5 protein-coding genes are annotated in these 23,575 nt (G+C 58.4%); 2 read left to right on the top strand and 3 right to left on the bottom strand.

Annotated elements, in window-relative coordinates; all coding sequences use genetic code 11:
* Position 1: 1 nt before the first annotated feature.
* Together VG146_22640 and VG146_22635 are read right to left on the bottom strand one after the other, a co-directional pair.
* On the bottom strand, positions 2-13,612 hold the full coding sequence (locus tag VG146_22640; GenBank protein HEV2395159.1) for an amino acid adenylation domain-containing protein: 13,611 nt from the start codon (positions 13,610-13,612) through the stop codon (positions 2-4).
* A 2-nt stretch (positions 13,613-13,614) separates the two neighbouring features.
* Entirely contained in the window at positions 13,615-16,962 is a 3,348-nt protein-coding gene (locus tag VG146_22635; protein ID HEV2395158.1) for an amino acid adenylation domain-containing protein, read from the bottom strand.
* 890 nt (positions 16,963-17,852) lie between these two features.
* Here VG146_22635 and VG146_22630 point away from each other — a divergent pair.
* A complete protein-coding gene (locus VG146_22630; GenBank protein ID HEV2395157.1) occupies positions 17,853-20,975 on the top strand; it encodes a hypothetical protein in 3,123 nt (1,040 codons plus the stop codon).
* A gap of 466 nt (positions 20,976-21,441) precedes the next feature.
* Here VG146_22630 and VG146_22625 read toward each other — a convergent pair whose 3' ends face one another.
* Positions 21,442-22,293 carry a hypothetical protein gene (locus tag VG146_22625; protein ID HEV2395156.1) on the bottom strand — a complete coding sequence of 284 codons (852 nt, stop codon included), beginning with the start codon at positions 22,291-22,293 and terminating at the stop codon, positions 21,442-21,444.
* A gap of 61 nt (positions 22,294-22,354) precedes the next feature.
* Between VG146_22625 and VG146_22620 the strand changes: the two genes are divergently transcribed.
* A complete protein-coding gene (locus VG146_22620; protein HEV2395155.1) occupies positions 22,355-22,630 on the top strand; it encodes a CPBP family glutamic-type intramembrane protease in 276 nt (91 codons plus the stop codon).
* The last annotated feature ends 945 nt before the right edge of the window (positions 22,631-23,575 follow it).

The following is a 23,575-nucleotide window of genomic DNA, read 5'->3' as shown; positions in this document are numbered from 1 at the left end:
GTTACGAAATCTCAGCGGTCTTTAACTCCGGCTTGCCTTCTTCGCCAGGCGCGCCCTGGGCCTCCGCCAGCGCCGTTTTGAACAATCGAGCCAAAGCCTGTACGTTGGGCTCCATAAAAATATTCTCGTGCGAGCCGGGAATGAATGTGACCCCAACTTCGCCCTGGACGAGCTTGCCCCAGCAGAAATCCTCTTCGAGCGAGCAGAACAGGGGCTGGCCGCGCGTGCGGAACAGGCTGACACCGCCCGGATAGGACTGGTCCACATGGGTAATCAGGGCCTGGAGATGGACCTTCCACAGCCTCAGTTCGTTATCGGGAATCCGCTCGGGATCGATCACCTCTTCGAGATCAACTGGACCCGGTCCTTTCTCCCCTTGGATGCGCCGCTTAAGTTTGCGGCCCAATGCCCGGAATTTCCTCAGGATAAAGCCGCTCCGCTCAGCCGGCTGCAACTGGGCGAAGTCGTGCAGCCAATAAATGAAATTTCGCGCAAATCGCGACCAAAAACCTGGACGCCACCAGGCAACCGTTTCATAGCCGGCATTGGCCGGAGAGCTGTCAATGAGAAGCACCAGCGCGACGGATTGGCCCGCAGCCCGAAGCTGGCGCGCCATTTCGTAGGCGACATTCCCGCCAAAGCAATAGCCGCCTAAATAGTAGGGGCCCTGCGGCTGGAATTCGCGCACAGCTTGGAGGTAATGCTGGGCCATTTCGCCGATCGTCGCCGGTTCATCCAGCCCGGACTGGCCTCGGGATTTAATGCCGTAGATGGGCTGGTCGGCGGGCGTGTAGGCCGCCAGGTTCGCATAACCCCAGAGCACATCCCCGCCGGCCCCGTGTACCAGGAATAACGGCGGTTTGGCCCCCTTGGGCTGGATGGGCACCAGCAACGAACCGCAAGCGGGCCCCTGGGCTTGGGACAGCACCCTGGCCAGTTGGCCCAGGGTCGGCGCCTGGAATAACGTCACGAGCGGGAATTTGCGCCCGGTGAGTTTCTCGATTTCAGCAAAGAGCCGCACCGCAAGAAGCGAATGGCCGCCCAATTCAAAGAAATTGTCCTTCAGTCCAACGCGGGTGACATGCAGCAAGTCCTGCCAAAGCCCGCACAAGCGGCGTTCGATCTCAGTTTGCGGCGCGGCATAGTCCATCTGTTTTACCGTGCGCAGAACGCGCCGGGACTCGATGCGCTGTTGGATTTTGGCCGCCTCATTGGCCTCCAGCGCGATGGACCGGCATTGGGTGAACTTGCGTCCTTGGTTTTGGGCTGAGCCGCCGCCAGACGCGGGAATCGGAGCAGCAGACTGCGCCGAGAGGGTCACGTTTGCCACAGAAGGCTGAAAGGCAACTTCGGCCGCAAACCCCGCCGGGAACCGAAACACATAGCCTCCATTGAGCGCTTGTTTGAAATCGGCTCCTACAGATTCAAGAAAATCAAAAGCGGGTTTGTTTCGGGCCGTTTTGACGAAATGCAAATCGACCCATTTGGCGCTCCGCTCGCGCGCCCGCTCGCCCAGCCAGGAGAGCATGCGGTGCTCGACCCCGCGCCCCAGGACGCGGCAGCTCAAAAGAAACCAGTCCACCTGCAACAGGTCGGTGCGCCATTGGCAGAGGAGCACCCCGGCCAAACCGTAATCGCCAAAACGATCACTGACCTGGACAGCGAAGACCTCAGAAGAGGAGAGCCGTTGCTGGAGATCGCTTTCGGTCAGCCTCGCCGGGTTGCAATTGAACTGGTTGGTGCGCTGAGTCAACTGCGCCACACGAGACAACTCCTCAACGCGCATGGGATGAATATCGAGCTTGAGTTCCAGGCGCGACAGAAAGTCCAAAAGACTGGGCGACTGGACTCGAAGCTGTTCGCGTTGCTGGTTTTGCCGGTAAAGCTGCGCCCGCCGCTTATCTTCGGCTGTGAGTTTGAGATGATCAAATATCCAGCAATGATTCAGGAAATCGGGAATCTGCCGGGGTTCGGTGGGCAACTGAAGCACGAGCACCTCAGGGCAATTGGCCTCCACCTCGGCGCATTCGAGCGGGTTGTCGTCCAGGAAAATGAAACTGTCCAGGCCCAGTTGCAGTTCCTGAGCAAGAGACCGCAGGTTCTCGGATTTGGGCTGCCAGTTCAGACGCCAGGAAATGAAGTGTTCGCGCCGCAAGGGCATGTCCAGCCGCTGGTTGAATACCTCCAGCACATCCGCCTCGTTGTTTTTGCTGCACAGACAGAGCAACATCCCCGCCTCCTGCTGCGCGCGCATAAACTCTTGCAACGCCTTCCACGGCGGGTCGAGTTGAATTCCATGAGGGCCGTCTTCGCCGCACACACCCGACCAGAGAGTCTGGTCGCAGTCCAGCACGATGACTTTGCCGGGTGCGCGCTGCAACGAATGATACTTCCGCCCAATAGCCGTTGCCAGGCCGGTAAAGAATAGCGGCGTAAAGGGCACGTGGCCCAATTCGTCCCCGCTCGGATCATAGTACTCCTTTACGGGGTACCAGCGGCCAATATCCGCGCTGCTTAACACGTACACCCCCGCTGATCCTTCCAACCCGGCGACTAGAGCCGCCTCTTCCCTGGCCAGAACCTTGGATTGAACGGGGTCTGCAAGCGTAGCCGGTGAGGGCGGGCAAAGGCAAACCAGGAACGGGGTTGAGGTCCGGGAGGCAGCCGCTTTGAGAGCCGCGCTGAATTCCTGGACACTGCGCGCCAGGTTCTCATCAGGACCTTGCGCGCGCTCCTGGCCCGGAACACCGGCACGGCGCTGCCAATCCTCCAACCACAGCAGGACGACGTTCAGGCCGTTTTCATTGGCCGCCAGGAGACTGCACGGATCGAGCAGTTGCTGGAAGACTTGATTGTATGGCGCAAATTCCACTATCGCCGGCAGGTCCAGTTCCTTCAGCCAATAACCGAGCGGCTCAGCAAGCAATTCCGCAGTAAAGGTTGCCGTGATGGCAATGGTCCGCCGTGCTTTGCCAGAGCGGCACGCTTCGGCCTGAGTTTCCAAGGCAGGGCTGGCATGGAACTCCGCCAATCGGGCCTTGGGTTGTTCGGCAATAAACCTCAAGGCGTCCAAGCAGGAGGCCAGGAGTTGATCGATAGTGCCTGGCGCAAACAGGTCCGCCCGGTACTCGCAGTGGAGGCATAGCCCAACCGGGGTGTGCTCCGCTTCAAAACGCAGATCGAGCAACGCCGCATCCAACTCCACCGGCAGGCTGGCGGCTTCGAGCTTTTCACTGGGGAAAAGTTGGTTGGGAAAATTCTGAACGAGAAGCCCGACGTTATAGAGAGGATTCCGGTTGAGCCCGCGCTGCGGATTGACTGCTTCGACGATTTTCTCGAACGGACAATCCTGGTGCGCCTGGGCCTCCAACGCAGTCTCCCGGGCCCGCGCTAAAATCTCTTCGGCGGTCTCACCGCCCTGGATTTGCGCGCGGAGCGGCAGGAAATTCATAAAACAGCCGATGATATCTTCCAGTTCGCGCCGCGTGCGGCCAGCAACAACGGTGCCGATAACTAGATCGCGTTGAGCGGTCCATTTGTGAAGCGTCATGACCAGCCCGGCAAAAAGGACCATGAAAGGAGTGTTGCCTTGTTGCTGTGCCAGAGACTTCATCGCCTGGACCAGCCGTGGTTCGATGGTCACCGTTCGGCGCAACGCCTCCATAACAGGTTGTTCTGACGCAGCAAAGTCCGCCGGGAGCTCTACAGCAGGAGACGCCCCATCAAGTTTTTGTTTCCAATAATTCAATTCCCGTTCCAGGACCGGGCCACGCATCCATTGGCGTTGCCAGTGGACAAAGTCGATGTATTGGATGGACAACTTCGGGAGGGGCGGGGCAGGTTTGCCAGCCGCAAAGGCATCGTAGAGGGCCTGAAGTTCTCTAAAGAAAATTGCCAGAGACCAGCCATCCGATACGGTGTGATGCATCACCACGGCCAATAGATGCTCGCAATCCTCCAGACGAGCGACGCTGACGCGTGTCAGCGGGCCGGCTGCCAAATCAAAAGCACGCCGTGCCTCACCCAACGCCCACTCCCGCGCCCGCTTTTCCTTCTCCTCCGCAGGGGCGTTTCCCAAATCCACGTCCTGGGAATCGAACTGAAACTTCCGGGCTATCACCTGGGTCAGTTCGCCGTTGGCGTAATGAAAAGAGGCGCGCAGTGCTTCGTGGCGCTGGCCGATGTGGTCGAGCGCCTTTGCGAGCGCTTTGCGGTCCAAGTGACCTTTCAGGCGCAGAACCGTTGGAACATTGTAAGCATGACCGCCCGGTTGAAGCTCGTTCAGGAACCAAAGCCGTTCCTGGACAAATGAAACCGGGTGGGAGGCCCTTCGCGTCACAGCCTGAAGTGGCAGAATGGGAGCCGCGTGGTCCGTCCATTGGCCCGCCTCCAACCCGGCGCTTAATTGGGCTATCGTAGGGGCGCTGAACAGGGCCAGCAGCGGCAGATTGATCTTAAAGAGTTCATTGATTCGCGAGATGACTTGGGTCGCCAACAACGAATGACCGCCTAGATCGAAGAAGTTATCCTGAAGCCCGACCTGGTTGATGTGCAGCACTTCACGCCAAATCGCTGCAAGCTGCTCCTCGATGGGTGTCCGCGGCGCGATGAACCCTCCTACCCGTTGCTCTTCGCCGGGTGGAGGGAGAGCTTTGCGGTCCACTTTGCCATTAGGGGTTAAGGGGAGGGCATCGAGAAAAACAAACGCCGAGGGCACCATGTATTCCGGGAGCTTGGCAATCGCGGCCTGGCGCAAGTCCTGGGCTGAGAGCGTTTTGGCATCGGCCGCCACCACATAGGCCACCAGACGTTTGTCGCCAGGATGGTCCTCTCGCGCAACCACCACCGTTTCCCGCACGCTCGAGTGGGCCCGAAGCACCGCCTCGATCTCGCCCAGTTCAACCCGAAAGCCTCGGACCTTGACCTGGTAATCGATACGCCCCAAATATTCCAAATTCCCATCAGAGCGCCAGCGCGCCAGGTCACCGGTCCGATAAAGCCTGGCGCCTGGTCTGAAAGGATGTGGAACGAACCTCTCGCGTGTAAGGTCGTCGCGATAAAGATAACCCCGGGCCAGGCCCTCGCCGCCGATGTACAGTTCGGCCGCTATCCCAATGGGGGCCGGCTGTAACTGGGCGTCCAGCAGATAGACTTGTTCATTAGGCAGCGGGCGGCCGATGCTGGCGCGTGCGCCAGGCAAGCGCAAGGCGCAGGTCGAATAGGTCGTGGTTTCTGTCGGGCCGTAGAGGTCATAAACCTTCTGGACCCTGGTCTCGCGATAGATGCGATCGACCAGACTGGTGGCGAGGGGTTCGCCCGCCAGATTGATCACTCGCACCGAAGGAGGCACCGCTTTGAGCCGCAACAATTCGCGCATGGCAGAAGGGACCGTGTTGATGAGCCGGACTTCATCGGCCGCGGGCAAAGCAGCCAGGCCCAGGGCATTGTCAACCAGCAGGACTTTGCCTCCACAGCAGAGGGGCACGAACAACTCGAATACGGACAAATCAAAGCAAATGGACGTGGAAGCCAAAACACCGGAAAGGTCCTCGGGTCTGAAGAACCCTTTCGCCCAATGGATGAAGGCCGAAACGCTGCGATGTTCGATGGCGACTCCTTTGGGCCGTCCGGTTGAGCCGGAGGTATAGATGACATACGCCAGACTCGACGATTGAGATGCCCTCCGCGGCGCCTTCAGCATGGGCTGCAGGGTAGTGTCCTTTTGAGCCTCGTCTTGCCGGGCCTCCACGCAGAAGAGCTGCGCATCGCCCTTGGGCACCAAATCCAGCAGAGGCTGTTGAGCGATTAAGACCGAAAGACGCGCGTGTTGCACAATGAATGAGAGACGGTCCACCGGATAGCCTGGGTCCAGCGGCACGTAAGCGGCTCCCGCCAGAAGGGTGCCCAGCAGAGCGGCCACCATCTCGGGGGTGCGCTGGAGGCAAATGCCAACTAGACTCTCAGGCTGGACGCCCCGTTGCTGCAAATCCAGGGCGATTTGAACCGCCTCGTTGTAAAGCCTTCGATAACTCCAACGCTGATTCCCGCTGACCAGCGCCTCCGCGTCCGGTGTGCGGGCCGCCTGCTCGCAGAAGAGTGTCGCGATGGTTTTGTTCCTGGGATAATCCTGTTCGGTGCGCGTCCAGTCGATAAGCACTTGTTTCTTTTCTTCTTGAGGCAGGAGCGGCAGCGCGGACAGTTTCGTTTCAGGCGAGAAAACTGCCCCTTCCAGCAAAGCCAGAAAATGTTTCACCAGGCGCGCCATTCTGGCGTGCTCGAATAGAGCGGTGCTGTATTCGATCCAGCCTGAGAAGCCTTCAGGCGTCTTGGCCAGGCGGAGAGCCAGGTCCAGTTTGGCCGTGTGATTATCGATTTGCAGAGGGGTGAACCGGAGCGATCCGGCAATGCGCTGGGGCAAGGATTGCTCCTCCAGGACAAAACCCACCTGGAAGACGCGCGGATATTTCGCGTCCCGCCCGGGGTCCAATTGGTCCACCAGCGCCGCAAACGGAAGCCTGCTGTGCGCCCGCGCCCCCGAGACCACTTCGTCCAGACGCATCACTAAATCCTGAAATCGCGGGTCACCCGATAAATTGCAGCGCAGCGCAATTGGATTTTCAAAATTGGCAATGCCCGAACCCCGCGCCGGCTGGCCCGGGTTTGTCGAGCCAATCACCATGTCGCTACTGCCGGTGTAACGATGAAGCATGGTCGCGAATCCCGCCAATAAGGTCGTAAAGATGGGGCAGCAGCGCTCCCTGCTCAACTGCTCGATGGCTGACGTGAGGCGCGGGGAAAGGCTTATCTTCAAACGAGCGCCCTCGCCATTATGTTCGGACGGGCGCGGGCGGTCGGTTGGCAAATCAATGTGCTCCGGCGCCCCTGCAAGCTGGGTCCTCCAGTATTCCATATCCTCTGTTTCACACGGCGAGGAATCCGCTTGCGCCGCCGCTTCATCGTAGGGCAGCGGGGGCGGCAGGGAGATGGGATTTTGAGAAGCGAAACCTTCGTAAAGGGCGGTCAGTTCCTCAAATACGACTCTTTCGGCCCGGTCATCTGCGACAATCTCATGTAGAGCCAGCAACAACCAATGCTCCGTCGGGTTCAGACGAAAGAGCAGCGGACGCAAGACGGGTTGGGCCATAATGTAAGGCCGGCGCGTCTCTTGTTGGGCCCGAGCCAGACATGCCCGTTCCCGCTCATTGCCGTCAAGGGTGGAAAAATCAATTACCTGCAACGCGATCTCATCGGGGTTGCAGACATATTGGACCGGCTCGCCGTTATCTGAAGCGAAAATGGCCCGGAGCCCTTCGTGCCTCCTGGCAAGTTCAGTAATGCTTTGTTCCAATGCCCTCCGGTCCAGCGGTCCGCACAAGCGCAAGAGCAGGGGCCGGTTGAAAGGCGAGAGCCGGGACTGGAACTGCTCAAGCACCCAAAGGCGCTGTTGCCGGGAGGAAAGCCTCCGGCGGGTTGTCTGTTCCAAACACGCGCTGGCCCAGGCCCCTTGGAGCGTATCACTCTGCATCAGATGCGTTGCCAGCGTACCGATGGTCGGATGCGCAAAGAGGTCAGCCAATGAAACGTCTTCATGGAAGGTGTCGCGAATTCTGGATATGATCTGCATCGCGAGAAGCGAATGGCCCCCCAAATCAAAGAAGCTATCCTCAACGCCGATGGAATTGATTTCCAGAACATCGCCCCAGATCCCCGCAAGTCTCTCCTCAAGCGGGGTGCGAGGCGCGATGAATTCCTGCTCGATGTCTGGCCGGGCATTGCTCGGCAAGGGCAGGCCGCGCCGGTCCACTTTGCCGGCCGGGGTGAGGGGTAGCGCGCTGAGAGAAATGAACGCCGCGGGCACCATATAACCCGGGAGCTTTTGCTTAAGAAAATGCGCCAGCTCATTTACTCTTGGTCCCGGCGTTGACCGCGCAACCAGATATGCGACCAGTCGCTTTTTGCCCGGCATGTCCTCACGGGCGACCACCACCGCTTCTTTGACATCGGGATGGCCAAGCAGGGCAGACTCAATCTCGGCCAACTCGACGCGAAAGCCGCGTATCTTGACCTGCTCATCCAGGCGCCCCAGGAATTCGAGGTTCCCGTCGGGCAGCAACCGCGCCAGATCGCCGGTCCGGTACAAGCGATCGGAATCGATCTCCTTTGGAAAAGGATTGGCAATAAACTTTTGAGCCGTCAATTCTGGCCGGTCGAGATACCCCCGCGCCAGTCCGGCCCCGCCGAGGAACAATTCGCCTTCGGCCCCCTGGGGCGCCGGTTTGAGCTGCTCATCCAGGATCAGGGCGTGGGTATTGGCGATCGGTCGGCCAATAGGCAGGGACTCTTCATCGCCTCGGGCCAGGTAGAGAGTCGAGGTAACTGTCGCCTCGGTCGCTCCGTACCCGTTCATGAGAGCCACCCTGCCGCCGACGCATTGCTTCCATCTTTTATAGGCCTCGTTCGAGGCCTTCTCTCCCCCGATGATCATCAGCCGGACCGACTCGGGAAGCGGGCGTTCGCTGGTTTGAAGGAAATCGACCAACTCGTGCCAATAGGAGGTTGGAAGGTTTAAAACTGTCAGCCGCTCATCTTCAATAAAGTCCAGGAACCGTTCCGACGATGAAATCGACTGCTCAGGTCGCAGAACTAAGGCCGCCCCTCGAAGCCAGGTGGGAAAAATCTCCTCGACAGAGATGTCGAAGCTAAGAGGCGTGAACTGAAGCACCCGGTCGGTTCGTTTCAGTGAAAAGGCCCGCGTGATGGCCAAATTATGGTTCAGAAGGGCGCGATGAGCGATCTGGACGCCCTTGGGCGCTCCCGTCGAACCGGAAGTATAGATAACGTAAGCGAGGTCCCGCGCAGAGGGCGAGCTGTTTGGCTGCGAACCTGAACTGCCCCTGATGCCCTCGATAGCCTCCTGGTCATCCAGGCAAAGGGATTGGACCGAGCCTTGAGGCAGACGCGACAGCAGCCGCCGGGTTGTCAGGACCAGTGGCGCCCGCGAATCGCTCAGCATATAGGCAAGCCGTTCGGAGGGGTATGCCGGGTCCAAAGGCAGATAAGCGCCGCCAGCTTTCAAGATCGCCAGCAACACCACCATCAAATCGAGCGAGCGTTCCAGACAGACCCCGACTAGAACCTCAGGTCCGACCCCGAGGTGTTGCAGATAATGAGCCAGGCGGTTGGCACGAGTGTTTAGCTCAGCGTATGTCAACTCGGCCCCTTCGAACCGAACCGCAATGGCCGAGGGCGCACGCTGGGCTTGAGCAAGAAAAAGAACCGGGTAAGTCGATTCAAAGCCATCGTCTAGTCCCAGCCCAATTGCATGATTCTCCACAACGCCTGCAATGGCATTCCGCTGCGCGCCTGGTTGCAAACCCTCCTGGAATGCTCCTCGGACTTGCTCTCTCGGGTCATTAGTGGTCTGCATCCTGTTTTGTAAGGAATGGTTGTTGGGTTGCCCGGCCACGGGCTCCAGGCCGCCCCCGGCTGGTTCAACGTGGGAGGATTCAGCCGCAGCTTGGGCTTCATTCAAGAGCTTGTCTAATCCACGTGCCAGGATTTGCACACAAGGTTCTTCAAGAATTTTTTCGTGCGCGCCGGGGATGATGGTGATGTTCACCCCGTCTCGGGCCAAATCGCTCCAGCCATAGTCGGCGTCAAATGAGCACCAAAAGGGATGGCCAGGGCTGCGGAATAGGTGCACGCGTCCATCGAATGGCTGGGGATGGAATTGGAGCAAGGCCTGGATATGGGCTTCCCAGACTTGGCGTTGCTCTTCCGGATAGGAAGAAAGATCGACCAGGTCTCCTGCGCCCACAGAGGAAAGCGGGCCAGGGGCGGAACCAACATGATGTGTCAACCGTTTGCGGACCAGCGACCACTTCCAGCGAAAGAACTCGCGCCGCTGGGCGGGACTCCATTGGCGGGCGTAATTGGCATAATAAAGCAGGTTTCGCAAGAATCGCCCAACCCAAAGCGGTGTCCATTGGGTGCGCGTGTAGCGGGAATTAGGAGGAGAGCAATTGAGCAGCGCCAGGAAGGCGACCTTCTGGCCCTGTTTGCTGAGCTGGCAGGCCATCTCAAAGGCCACATTTCCTCCAAAACAATAGCCGCCGAGAAAATAAGGCCCATGCGGCTGGAGCGAGCGCAAGTCAGCGACATAGGTGGAGGCCATGGCGCGAATGCTGGTCAACTCCTGGCGCCCATCCAGCCCCCTGGATTTGAAGCCGTACACCGGCTGATCGGCGCCCAGATGGTGCGAGAGATTGACATACCCCCAGAACATCCCGCCTCCGGCCCCATGCACTAGAAACAAAGGTGGCCGCGAGCCCTGGGGCTGGATTTCAACCAGCGAGGTGCTCGCCGCAATAGTCGATTCTTTGATCTCCTCCCGAACAATGGCGGCCAATTGCTCGATGGTTGGCGCTTGAAAGATCGTGGCTAAACGCAGCTTCTTACCCAGATTCTTTTCTATTTGCGCTATCACACGCACCGCCAACAATGAATGCCCGCCTAAATCAAAGAACTTGTCCTGAATGCCAATTGGGCGCATTCCAAGGGCTCTTTCCCAAATGGCTGCCAACTGCCGCTCGACCTCATCACGAGGCGCCACATACTGCCGTTCCAGCTCCGGCCTCTCCTGGTTGAGCGCCGGCAATGCCTTTCTATCTACTTTGCCATTGGGGGTCAGGGGAAGCGTTTCGAGGGGAATGAATGCCGAAGGCACCATGTAATCGGGGAGCTTTTCCTGAACAAAGGCCCGTAGTTGACTCGCGTTTGGCACCGGCTCGCCGCTGGGCACCAGGTACGCTATCAACCGTTTGGCAGCCGCTCCTTCTCCCCGAACGACCACCACACACTCCCGAACTCGGGGGTGCTGATTCAGAACAGTCTCAATCTCGCCTGGCTCGACGCGAAATCCGCGAATCTTCACCTGTTGATCGATGCGGCCCATAAATTCAATGGTCCCATCAGGCCGGTAACGAGCCAAATCCCCCGTCCTGTACAGCCGGCTGGCCCCGCTGGGGTCGAATGGGTTGGGAATGAACTTTTCCGCCGTCAGTTCCGGTTGGTTCCAATAGCCCCGCGCCAGACCATCCCCTCCGGCGTAGAGTTCGCCCGGAGCCCCGATAGGCGCCGGGTTTAAATGCGGATCGAGGATATACACCTGGGTATTGGCAATGGGCCGGCCTATGGGAACGTTCAGCGCCTCCTCGTCCAATGCCTCAATGAGATGGCAGCAGGTAAAGGTGGTGTTCTCCGTTGGACCGTAGCCATTCACCAGGCGCGCGGGCGGCCCCTGCTTCAGCACCACCCGCACCCATTTCGGATCGAGGGCATCGCCTCCAGCTATCAAAGTACGCAGCCCGGCAAACGCGCGCGGCACTTCGGCTGCTAATTGGTTGAACAAGGCTGAAGTAAGAAACATTGCGGTGATCCCCTGCTGGCTGAGTTCCCTCGAAAAGGCGGCGGGGAACAGCGCCACGTCCCGGGTGATCCCAATGAGCTGCCCCCCATTGAGCAGTGCCCCCCAGATTTCAAAAGTTGCCGCATCAAAAGACATGTTGGACACCTGCGCGATGCGGTCGGTGGCATCGATCTGAATAAAATTGGTGTTCAGCACCAGCCGATTGATCGCGCGGTGCGGTACGGCTACGCCCTTGGGCCGGCCAGTCGAGCCGGAGGTGTACATGATATAAGCCAGGTTGAGCGGGTTGGCCACATTGGCGGGGTTGAGTTTGCTTTCCCGCGCAATCAATTCCCAATCCCCATCCAAAGAGATTAATTTGACCGCATTCTGTGGCATCTGCGCCAGGAGTGTTTGCTGCGTCAAGAGCACCCCCGCTTGAGTATCTTCCAACATGAAGGCCAGCCGGTCTTTTGGATAAGCCGGGTCCAGGGGAACATAGACCCCTCCTGCCTTCAGAATACCCAGCAATCCAATGATCATGTCCACCGAGCGCCGAAGGCAGATTCCCACGGGGACATCGGGTCCGACATTGAGCCCTTTCAGATAATGCGCCAGTTGGTTCGCCCGAGCGTTGAGCTCACCATAGGTTATCGATGCCTGCCCAAAGAGGATGGCAATGGTGTCCGGATGGCGCTGCGCCTGGGCCTCAAAAAGCTCGTGAACACACTTGTCTCGAGGGTATTCGCGCGCGTTACTATTCCAGTCACTGAGCATCTGCTTGGTTTCAGCCGCAGAAAGGATTGGTAACTGCGATAACCGCCGCCCAGGCGCATCCACGATCCCTTCAAGAAGCGTCTCGAAATGCTGCAACAGCCGCTCAATTGATTCCCCCCGAAAAAGGTCGCAATTGTATTCTGCCCGGGCCACCAGCCCTCGAGCCCTCTCCTGCACGAGCAATGTCAGATCGAATTTCGCCGTGTCGGCCTCATTTTCAACAAACTGGAGTTGAGCCCCCGGGAGATTGATTTGTTGCAGGACGTCGTTCTGGATGACAAACATTACTTTGGTGAACGGCAGATGGCTGAGCGAGCGTTCCGGCTGCAGCTCCTCAACCAACCGTTCGAAGGGCAAATCCTGATGCGCATAAGCACCCACAGTAACCTGGCGAACCCGCGCCAAAAGTTCTTCAAACGCCGGGTCTCCGTTCAGGCGCGTCCGTAATGGAAGGGTATTAACAAAAAAGCCGATCAACCCTTCAGTCTCGACCCTGTTGCGTCCTGCGATCGGGGAAGCGACGATAATGTCCTCCTGCCTCGTATAGCGATGGAGCAAGGTCTTGAGTGCCGCCAGGAGCACCATAAAAAGAGTTGCCTCGTGTTGCGCTGCAAACTGGCTGAGCCGGACGGCAAGGTCCTGGCTGAAAACTCGCGCCTGGTTCCCACCATGAAACGCGGGCGTTTGAGGGCGTGGAAAATCGGTCGGCAACTCGGTGGCTGGGGGTTCCCCGCCCAGTTGCTGTTTCCAAAAGCCGATTTGCTTTTCAAGGACATCGCCCCGCAGCCAGTCCCGCTGCCATGCCGCGTAATCGGCATATTGGATAGGCAACTCTGGCAATTGATTGGGCCGGTTTTCAATAAAGCCTTCGTAGAAGGCGGCCAGTTCTCTAAACAAAACCTTCAACGACCATTCGTCAGCCACGATGTGGTGAATGACCAGAACCAGCCTGTGTTCATCGGGTGTGAGGTGGAGCAGTGTCGGACGCAGCAGGGGGCCCGCTCCCAGATCAAAAGGCAAATGAATCTCCTCATGTGTGAGCCGTTCGGCTTCCGATTCGCGCTCGGCAGGGGCAAGGCGCATCAGGTCAATGGTCTTGAGCGGTATCCAAAGGCGGGCATCGACAACCTGGACAGGGGATTCATCCGGGCAGACAAAGCGGGTGCGCAGGGCCTCATGACGGGCGATTATCGCATTAATGGCCTGCTCCAACGCCCTTGCATGGATTTTGCCCTGTACCCGGGCCACGCTGGCGACGTTGTACAGCGGACTGTTTGGCTCGAGTTGATCGAGAAACCACAGACGCTGCTGTGCAAACGAAAGCGCGCTGGGCCGGGCCGGGCCGGCGGCTTTGCGCAGGCGCTGCTCCAATAAGGCGCGTCTGGCTTGAGCCCCTCCAGGGGCGTTGGATTTAAGACCGGTAATCATGTTCAAAAACTCTTCAGTTCGGGGTCGCTCAGGAGAATTTCCACCTCCTGGTCCGAAAGCTGGTCAATGCGTTGCAGAAGGTCGGCGGCCTTGTCGGGCTGTAGCAACCGCCGCATTGGCGCAGCCTGCTCTGGTTGTGCCTGCTGCACCTGGTTAAGCGCTTGCGCAAGCCCGCAAATCGTTGGCGATTCAAAAATCACTCGCAGAGGCAGCTCCACCCCAAACGCCCGGGTTATGCGCGAGATAACTTGCATCGCCAGCAGTGAATGGCCGCCCACGTGGAAAAAATTCTGATGAATACCAACCGCTTTGCGCCCCAGAACTTCGCACCAGATTCCGGCCAAAGCTTTTTCTGCCAGGTCATGAGGTTCGCCGGACACAGGGCTGGCCTGCAGCGGTTGGAGCGGTATTGGGGAAAGCGCCCGCCGATCCACTTTGCCGTTAATTGTCAGGGGCAGTTCGGCCGCCTGGACAAAGTATGAAGGCACCATGAAGTGCGGCAGCCTGCAGGCCACAAACTCGCGCAGCGCGGCCTCTTCCAGCCGCTTGCCCTCTCGCACAACGATGTGAGCCGCCAAACTCTTGCTTCCGCTTGAGTCTGGCCGCGCCACAACAACCGCTTGCTGCACGCAAGGGTGCTGAGCGATGACGTGTTCTATCTCCCCAGGCTCAACCCGGTAGCCGCGGATTTTGAGCTGCTCATCCAGGCGCCCCAGGAACTCCAGGTTCCCATCCGCCCTCCAGCGGGCCAGGTCCCCGGTTCGATAAAGCCGCGCGCCTGGTGTTCCCAACGGGTTGGGAACGAATTTTTGCGCGGTTAATTCCGGCTGGCCCAAATAGCCTCGGGCCAGGCCGTCCCCCCCGGTGTAAAGTTCACCCGGTATGCCAATGGGACATGGCTGCATGCTCTCATCCAAAACATAAACTTGCGTGTTGCCAATCGGACGTCCAATTGGCACCGAATGCTCTCCCGCCCAGCCAACTGGCACGCGGTAACAGCAGGTAAAGGTGGTGTTCTCGGTGGGACCATAGCCGTTGATAATCCGGCAGCCGGTCAACTGCCGCGCTGCTTTGCTGACGTGCGGCGCCGAAAGCACATCCCCGCCCGCCAGCAGCCAGCGCAATCCGCCAAAGCGCTGTAGTTGTGAATCCACCATCTGGTGAAACAGACCCGCCGTAAGCCATAAAACCGTGATGCCCCCTTTTTCGATCGCTCGGCCTAACTCATCGAGCCCCGGCATCTGTGGGGGCAACAGAACCAAGGCCGCCCCATTGAGCAAAGCCCCCCAAATCTCGAAAGTGGAAGCGTCAAAAGTGACCGGCGCCAATTGCAGAAATACGTCCGAAGGCACAATCTGAATGTAATTGGTGTTTCGGACCAGGCGGACAACGCCCCGATGAGTTATGGCCGCTGCCTTTGGCAACCCGCTCGAACCCGAAGTATAAATCACGTAGGCCAGGCTGGCGGGCCCCGTTTCGACCGGAAGGTTTTCGGCAGATTCTAGCGCGAGCCGGTCCTGCTCCGCATCGATGCAAAGCACACGGCTGTCACCTGCAGGGAGGCCGCCCCGGTAAAACCGTGTGTCGGTAATGATTACCGCCGCTGCGGTGTCGCGCAGCATAAAGCCCAGCCGTTCACGCGGATAGGTTTGGTCGAGTGGCACATAGGCGCCGCCCGCTTTCAGGATAGCGAGCATCGCCAGGATGAGATCGACCGAACGTTCCAGACACACCCCAACCCGCACCTCCGGCCCTACCCCGCAGGCGCGCAACCGCCGGGCGAGTTGGTTGGCACGGCTGTTCAACTCGGCATAAGTCAGAGTCCGGCCTTCGCTCCTCAAGGCCGGCGCCTGCGGATATTCCGCTGCCTGCGATTCGAACAGCTCGTGCACGCACCGGTCCCGCTCATAAACCGTAGTGGTCCGGTTCCAGCTATCCAACAACTGCTCCCGTTCGACCGGATCAAGCAGCGCCAGGTCCGGCAGGCGCTGGTCCGGCGCAGCCACAACCGATTCGAGCAGATGCTGGTAATGCCTCAGAAATCTCCTGATTGTTTGGGCCTCGAACAAGTCTGTCGAGTATTCCGACCGCACCTGCAACCCCTTGGCTTTTTCGGTCAGCAGGAGCGTCCAATCAAATTTGGCCGACCCATTATCCAGTTCGATTCGCGTCGCATCCAGGCCCTGCATGGACCAGTTGTCCGGCGAGGCCGCTTGCAGCCCGAAGACAACCTGAAATAGTGGGTGGCGTCCGGGTTGGCGTTGAGTTTGGAGCCCCTGCAGCAATGGCTCCAACGGCAGGTCCTGATGGCTGCACGCGCCCAGCACCGTCTCACGCACTCTGGACAATAATTGAGTGAACGGAGGATCGCCGCTCACATTTGTCCGCAAGGCATGAGTATTGACAAAGAAGCCGATCAGGCGCTCCGTCTCCAGACGCTCGCGACCCGCCATTGGGGCTCCCACAATTATGTCCTGCTCGCCCGTCAAACGGTACAGCAGAGCCTTAAAAGCCGCCAGGAGGGTCATGTAGAGCGTTGCCCCATGACCCCTGCTCAGTTCTTTCAAGGCATCAACCAAAGGCTGCGGCAGCACCGTCAATTCTGTCGCGCCGCGAAATGACGGAACAGAGGGGCGTGGAAAATCAGCCGGTAAATCCAGTGGCGAGAGGCCTCCCCGGAGCCGCTCTTGCCAATAATCCAGGTGGTCTTTGAAGTCGCTGACCTTAAAGGCCTCACGTTGCCAGGCCGCAAAATCGGCATACTGGATGGGCAACTCAGGCAAGGACACCGGTTTTCCGGTAATGCGTGCCGTGTAAAGGTGTCGAAGTTCTTCGAGCAGGAGTTCCTGAGACCACGCATCCGAGACCAAATGGTGCACATTAAGAAACAGGACGTGCTCATCGCTATTCAATCGGAAGAGTTGGCAGCGCAATAGCGGGCTGCGGGACAAATCAAATGGCCTGCGCGCCTCGGCCACCAGGCGGCGCAGCAATTCTGTTTCCTTTTGCGGTTGTTGCTCTAACTCAATGAGGGGCAGGTCCAAACGCGCCGGCCGTTGGATGGCTTGGGCGGGCGTTTCATCGCGAATAATGATGCTGGTCCGCAGCGTCTCATGCCGCCAGGTGATCTGTTCCAGGCTCCATCGAAGGCCCTCCAGATCTAGCGGTCCCCTCAGCCGCCAGGCCTCCGGCAGATTATAGCACGCCGTGCCAGGCGCCATCTGCTCGACGAACCACACGTCTTCCTGCATGAACGAAAGCGGCAAGACGCCTGTCACGCCGGAACAATCAGGCAGCAGGCCCGACAGGATGGCGGGGGCTGCAATCGAGTTGAGCTGGAGTGAGCTCATGTTTTAATTCACAGGTATTACAGAGGAGTCTGAAACATGCGCTACAACCGCAAGCTGCCGAGGATTCTCCCTCTCCCCTTCCGGCTCGCCGCGCTGTCGCGCCGTCGCGGCGGGAGGAGAGAGGGCCGGAGAGAGGAATCCCTCTGTGTGTAGTCCATCCCGCGGTCCTCCCGGTAAAAGAGAAGCGACCGGGCTGACAAAGGCAGTCATGTTGGCAACCGACTCCACCTTTTTCCAGGCGAAGCATTCCTGCCGTTCATAAGCCCGGCCCAAATTCCCAAGACAAGGTTGCCCATCCCCTTGAAAACCCAGTTCACTTGCCGCCGCGGACTTCAGCGCCGCCGGATGCCATGCCAAAGGAATCCTCTGCACTTTCTGATTGCCTCGAGCGCTCCTAACGCGGGCTGAAGTCCGGGCGAACACCAGCGGTCTTTTCCCCATCCCTCTGCCTGGCATACCAGGCCAAAATGCTTTTCCCTTCTCCTGGGAGCCGCCGCGCGCGGTGGCGGGATACACCTTTGCAAGACCATAGATATAAACGACTACGTCGGTTGCCATACGACTGGCACCACCTTAAAACCCACAGCCCTACACCGTAAGTGGGTGAAGACCTGAACGATGCAGCCCCAAGACCCCAAGGATTTGCCTGGTGTCTGCAAATTTGAATGTGCCGATAACGGACAACCCTTTGATTCGATGTGCCGAATTTAGCAGCCGCGGCCAGACTGGCACGAAGGCTGCTAAACTCGACGCGTGATTAGCGGCAGCGCCAGAATGAAGCACCGACCGGCACCCCGGCATCGCAGACCCCCCTGTTGAAATACCTCGTCGTTATGATTTAGAGAGCAAGCCAGCACGTCTTTTGTCCCTGATTTTTACAAGGTTTATTTATGAAAAACATCAGTTCAACAAATTCGCAAAATCCCGTCAACACCGCTCTCCGCAAGGACATGGGATTTTCCCCCTGGCAGCGGCTGAGGACCAAACGGATTTCCTACTTAACACTGCCGTTGCTGTTTATGGCCACCGTGACGGAAATCGTGATTCTGTCAACGGGATGGAAATACCAGAAGGTGGTCTGTCTGCCCCAAGGCATGGGTGTCACTTTTTTTGGCATTGGTCCCATTGGGGCGACCATTCTTGCCTGCGAATTGCTCAAGCTGCCTCTGGCCATTTGGACGGCTTCACGTCATGGCTGGCAAAAGGTTTTGATGTTGGCGGGGGGGTTGCCGCTCATTTGTGTGCTGACATTCCAATTAGTCAAGGACATGGCGGTCTATGAGATGGGCGTCGCGCTGGCGCCGGCCACCCAGATGCTCGAGAAGGCCACCGCAGAAGAAGTGAAGATTGGCCAGCTCAACGGCGAGCTGGCGGCCATCGAACAAAAGCGGGCGGAGCGCGATAGGCAGCTTGCGGAGCTGGCCGCCAAAGAGGGCAAGGCCAGAACCGAGCTCGAGGAGTCCGTCAAGCGCAATGATTCCTCGCGCCTCGACGCCATCAACCTGACCGATTATCAAAAAAAGGAGCTGTCTGAGGTCGAAGCGCGCGAGGCAAATATCATCGCGCAGTTCAATTCCGACACCGAACAACTCACCAAGAGCCTGGCCGACCTGCGCGCGCGCCGTGAAATCGAGGTGGGACGAGCTACCCAATGGAACGCTGAAGAAGCCCGCCTCGAGAATGCTTACCAGGCAAAAATGACGGAATACGCCAATAAGAAAGCGGCCTACGACAAAGCCAAAGCGGAATACGACCATGCCAATTTTCTCAAGCGCGAGTTGATGAAAGAACCGGTCAGTCCCGGTGTGCCTCCCGAACGCGAGGTCAACAAGATTCTCAAGCCTACTTTGATCGCCGAACTCGACACCCAAATCAAAGCCAAAGAAGCCGAACTGCTGGCGGTCAATAACAAGCGCCGCGACAGTGTGGCCCAAGTCGAGGCCGACGCCCGGCGGCTGCGCGAGGAATTCGACACCCGCTCGAGCATCAAGCGCGAGGAAGCTGACAAAAAGCGCGATGAGTTGTCGGCGGCGCTGGCCACGTTGGCAAAAGAAGAAAAGGCGCAACGGGAACAACTTGACCAGGAGTTTGAAGCCGTCGTTCAGAAGGGCGATGGTATCCGCGCGGAAATCGACGCCAGCCGCAAGAGGGCTGAAGGGTATTATGAGGCGCGCGAGGCGGCTATCCGCAAAACTCAGGTGCACCGCATCGCCACCACGGTCGAAATCGTGCGCGGCCTCATCAAGGGTGAGCGGCCCGTGTCCATCAAAGCCTCTTCCAAGGAACGCGGCGACCTGCTGACCGACCAGATCAGCATGGTGCGGATTTTTGTCTATCCGGTGCTGGCTTTTATCGTCGCTTTCCTTCCGACGTTGATGGTCGAGATCGGTTTCTCGACCGTCTTTGAGCCCGAGCAACAGCGGCCCCAGCATCGGCTTGGCTTCCTGGGCCGCCGTATGCACTGGCTCTACACCCGCGCCGGGCGGCTGAAGATTTTGCGCGCCGAGCGCGTTGCCAGGCAGGCCGCAACCGAGATCACGGCTCGCGACAAGGCATTGGCCGAGAAAGAGGCCGAACTGCAAGCGGCGCGCGAGGTCGTTGGCGCTGCCACCGCCAGGCACGAAACGGAATTGAAACAGCGGGAAGAGCAGCACGCGGAGGCCTCCAAGAGCAAAGAAGCCGAATGGGTGGCCAAGCTGGCAGCGATGGCAGATTCGCTCAACCGCACGGTAGTCGAGAAAGACGCCCTGCGCGATTTGCAGAAGTCAGAGGTCGAGCGCCAGGTTCAATTGCGCCAGAGCGCGTGGTCGGAGCGTCTGACTCAAACGCGCCAGGAGCTGGACGACCAGCGCGTGGCCGCCGAAGCGGAGCGCACGGCGATGATGCAGGAACATCACAAGAAATTGATGGAAGTGACCGAAGACTGCAAAAACCAGGTGATGCAGGCCCGGCGTCAGGCAGCCGATGCCGAACTGGCTACCATGGAAGGTTCCTCCAGGTTGGCGCATGACCTTAAGGAAGCCCAGCGCGCCCGCGAAACGGCGGACGCCCAGTCGCGGCAGCAGGCCGATGCCTTCTCTCTCAAGTTGTCCCAGGCCAAGGATGACGCCGCCCGTGAGCTCGAGAAGGCGGCCCGCCAGGAGAAGCTCCGCTTCGAGCGGCAGCAGTCGGAGTTTGGCAACACGCTGCGCCAGCGTGAAGAAGAATTTGAACGCAAATTAAAGCAGCAAGAACAGGAATCCGCCGCCCGGAACTCGGAGTTGGAACGCCAGCTCGAAGCCCAATCGCGGGAGGCCGAAACGCGCATGAAGCACGAACTGCAGCAGAAAGAACTGGCTCTCCAGGCAAAGCTCAAGCAGCGCGAACAGGAATTGGCCACCCGGGCCGACGCGCGGGAAATCGAACTGCAAAATCAGTGGACCTCGAATTTGCGCCTCCGCGAGGAGGAATGGCAACGCCAGGCCGAGTCGCGCGTCCGGGCCGCCGAGGCTCGTTTGGGCCAGGAGGCGCAGCAGAAAGAAGAGCTGTTCCTGGCCAAATCACGCCAGCGTGACCAACAATGGCACGCCAAGCTCGACACCGTCCAAGCCGAGTTGCAGTCCCAGGCTGAAGAGGCCCTGCGCCGCCGCGACGCGCAAGCCCAGGCCGCTCTCCTTGCACTGGAAGCCCAGCTCCGCAAGGAAATGCAGCAGAAAGAAGACGCCGCCCAAGCAAAGGCCAAGCAGCGTGAGAGCGAGCTGGTCGTGCAATTGACCGAGCAAGCCGAGGCACGCCTGGTGGCCGCGCGGGCGGAGTGGGAAACCGAGACACGGCTCATAACTCGCAACACCACCGAATCCTACGAGGCGCTGTTGGCTCGCACCGCAAAGGAGCGCGACGAGGCCAAACACGCCGCCTCCGAAGGCGCACGCCAGGTGCTGACCCTCGAGCAAAAATTGAACGAAGCCTCCTCCTTCCTCAATGGCTGGAGAAATGGAAATGGAAATGGAAAACCATTGGTCGGGGCGGGCTGATAAGAGAACAATGCCCGGTTCCAAGCCTTTGTAAGAGACGACGTAAGTAGTCGAGTCTCTGATCAGATCGTGAGCTGGCCGCCTTTTGTTCACCCGGAAGTTGCTGATCAGAGACTCGACTCCTTGCGTCGTGTCCTACACTCAGAAATGGCGGCTCGTTGCTTCGACTCTGTCATTAGCCCCGGCGCAGCCGAGGCGCAGCCGCACAACTACACACAATATGCTTGCCAGAAAAACTGTTCAGCGCTAAAAGGGCCCGGTAGTCGCGCCGCTGTTTGACAGGTCCCACCAACCTGCCGATGGAGAGCACATGGACGCAGGTCTCAAACTCTCCCTCTGATTTGCTTCCGCTCATCCCGGGGCGCAGTGCTCGTGGCGTAAATGCTTGAGACCATGCTCGGCTAGCTCATTGATTGCAATGCACTTTCGCCCGGATCGAGACCGGTCCTGTAATGACACCACAGAGCTATTTTTTTGGCGGTTTATAATTCGGATGGCTGGTGATCGCGTCCATTGCTTGATCATATGTCGCATCTTCCGGAACCAAATAGACCCGCCTTAGAATCGCGCCTGTTTCGCGGTCGCTCAGGCCCGCGCTCCACGCATTAATTTTTCGGAAAAGTTTTGTGCCGAGTTTTTCCCATGTCTTGGACAGGTCGAGTGTTACCAGGTCCTCCATCCTTTGGCGAACACGGTAGGCCGCCATGTCCGCAGCCTGGAGGGGCAAATGGCGTTTCTTTGAAGCGAACGACATCTCCTTGAAATGTCTGTTCCTAAGGCGGCTGGACTCGAATGCATCCTTAATAATCCTCCTCCATTCCGGGTCATCGGAGTAGTCAAAGACAAACGCTATCGGCTGCCTTTTGAGCGGGGAACGCTCCCTGTTGATGGTTGACAGTACCGAGTTGAAGAAGTGCTCGATACAGAGCTCTTCCGCCGTTCGGGATGTCTTGGTCAGTCCATTTGATTTGTCTTCTGCAAGCTTCTTTGCTGGAACGTAGCCTCCAATCATCAATGCCTGGCAGGATGCGGCGACATCGACAAGCTCAGATAGAAATGTATCCAACTTTGATTGGGCCCAGTCTCGATACGGATTTTTCTTCAGAAATTCGGAACTGGCTCGTCGTCTCCCCCTAACAACCGCCGAAGCATCAGCCCATTCCCGGAAATGGAAATAGGGGGCGGCGTATTGGTCTAAAACCTTCTGCCATGCAACACAAAACTCGACACACAAAACTGACTCCATTCGTCCCGTAACGCGATCCAGCCAGCGATGATTATAACTTCGGAGTTTCTGCCACTGTGGACTCGTCGGCATATGCGACGAGTTTCACCGCAGCCTCCAAAGTGGGCTGTTCCATGAAAGGGGTGACTCGCTCATGGCTGATAATGCCGCACCTGCTTTTGTGGAGGCAAGGACAAAGCCCGCGACAACACGCATTGCCGCCACGCTAACCACGGTCATCTTCTGCCTGCGGCATTTAACGGAAGTAATCCACTACCCCGCCGCTGCTATCGGGATTGGCACCATGGCTCTGGCAGCTCTATGGTTTCGCCTTCGTTCGGCTGCAATCGGTCCGGCAGTCGCCACACATCTGGGCTATAACGGACTTCTGGCCATTCTGCAGCTCGCTGCTTTCCACCTGCGCCACTAATCAGCCCACGAGGGGGACACAACGCCCCCTTGTCACCAGGTCATCTGCCGGTTGTTGCCAGTGTAGCAGGTTCTGTGGCCCCATATATAGTGTAGAGAACTAATCTAAAAACTATAAACTCATAAACTCCATGAAAATCCCGCACACCCTCACCCAATCTCTGTGCCTGCTGGCCGCGCACCTCATCCGCGCCTGCCCCCACGCTCCACGACCTTCTCCCCTCCACCACCCTTCGCCCTCGTTACGCTTATCTCATGCCCAAATCCTCACAAAACCCAAACTTTTTTCCACATTATTTCGCCGCCAAACGGGAAAAACGCGTTTCTGATGATCCGTACATAATAGACAGATCAATCTGTCTCGGGCTTGTCACCCTCCGCCCGACCGGCGCCGAATCCGCACCTGAAAAACCCACACCCGGGCGCCTGGTGGCCCATGGCCGCCTCGCAAGCCGCAGAACCTGAACATCTTGAAACTTGAGATACTGACGAGTCCCTGACATGAGCTACATCTTTAACTTGCCGGTGCTTGTCCTCTCCCATCCCGACCCGCCGCGCTGTCGCGCCGTCGCAACGGGAAAAGAGAGGGCCGGCGGAGAGGGGTTCTCCAGAGGCCAGTCATGAAACTTTTTTCATTTTTATTGAGCCGAAATGCGATCTCGATGGGGTTATATAATAGAGGCTGTGATCGCTCCCAGAGCCGGTCGCCTGCCTCATACACTCAATAAAGCAATACGCCTTAAACACTTATGCACCAAACCATCACCCGTAACCCATTTCCGACACTTAAGCCAACCATCCAAAAGCTCCGAAAACCTATGAAAACACAACCCTCCCCATCGTCCCTCTCTCCCATCCGTGAACTCCATGTAATCCGTGGTTCAAACCAGCGGGGTCCGAACCCATCCGAACCCAATCGAACCCAAGAAAATTGTTTTTCCGCCCA

The organism is Verrucomicrobiia bacterium (assembly GCA_035946615.1).
GTDB lineage: Bacteria > Verrucomicrobiota > Verrucomicrobiia > Limisphaerales > UBA8199 > DASYZB01.
Note: the sequence above shows the minus strand (reverse complement) of the source record. Positions and strands in the feature narration are given on the sequence as shown.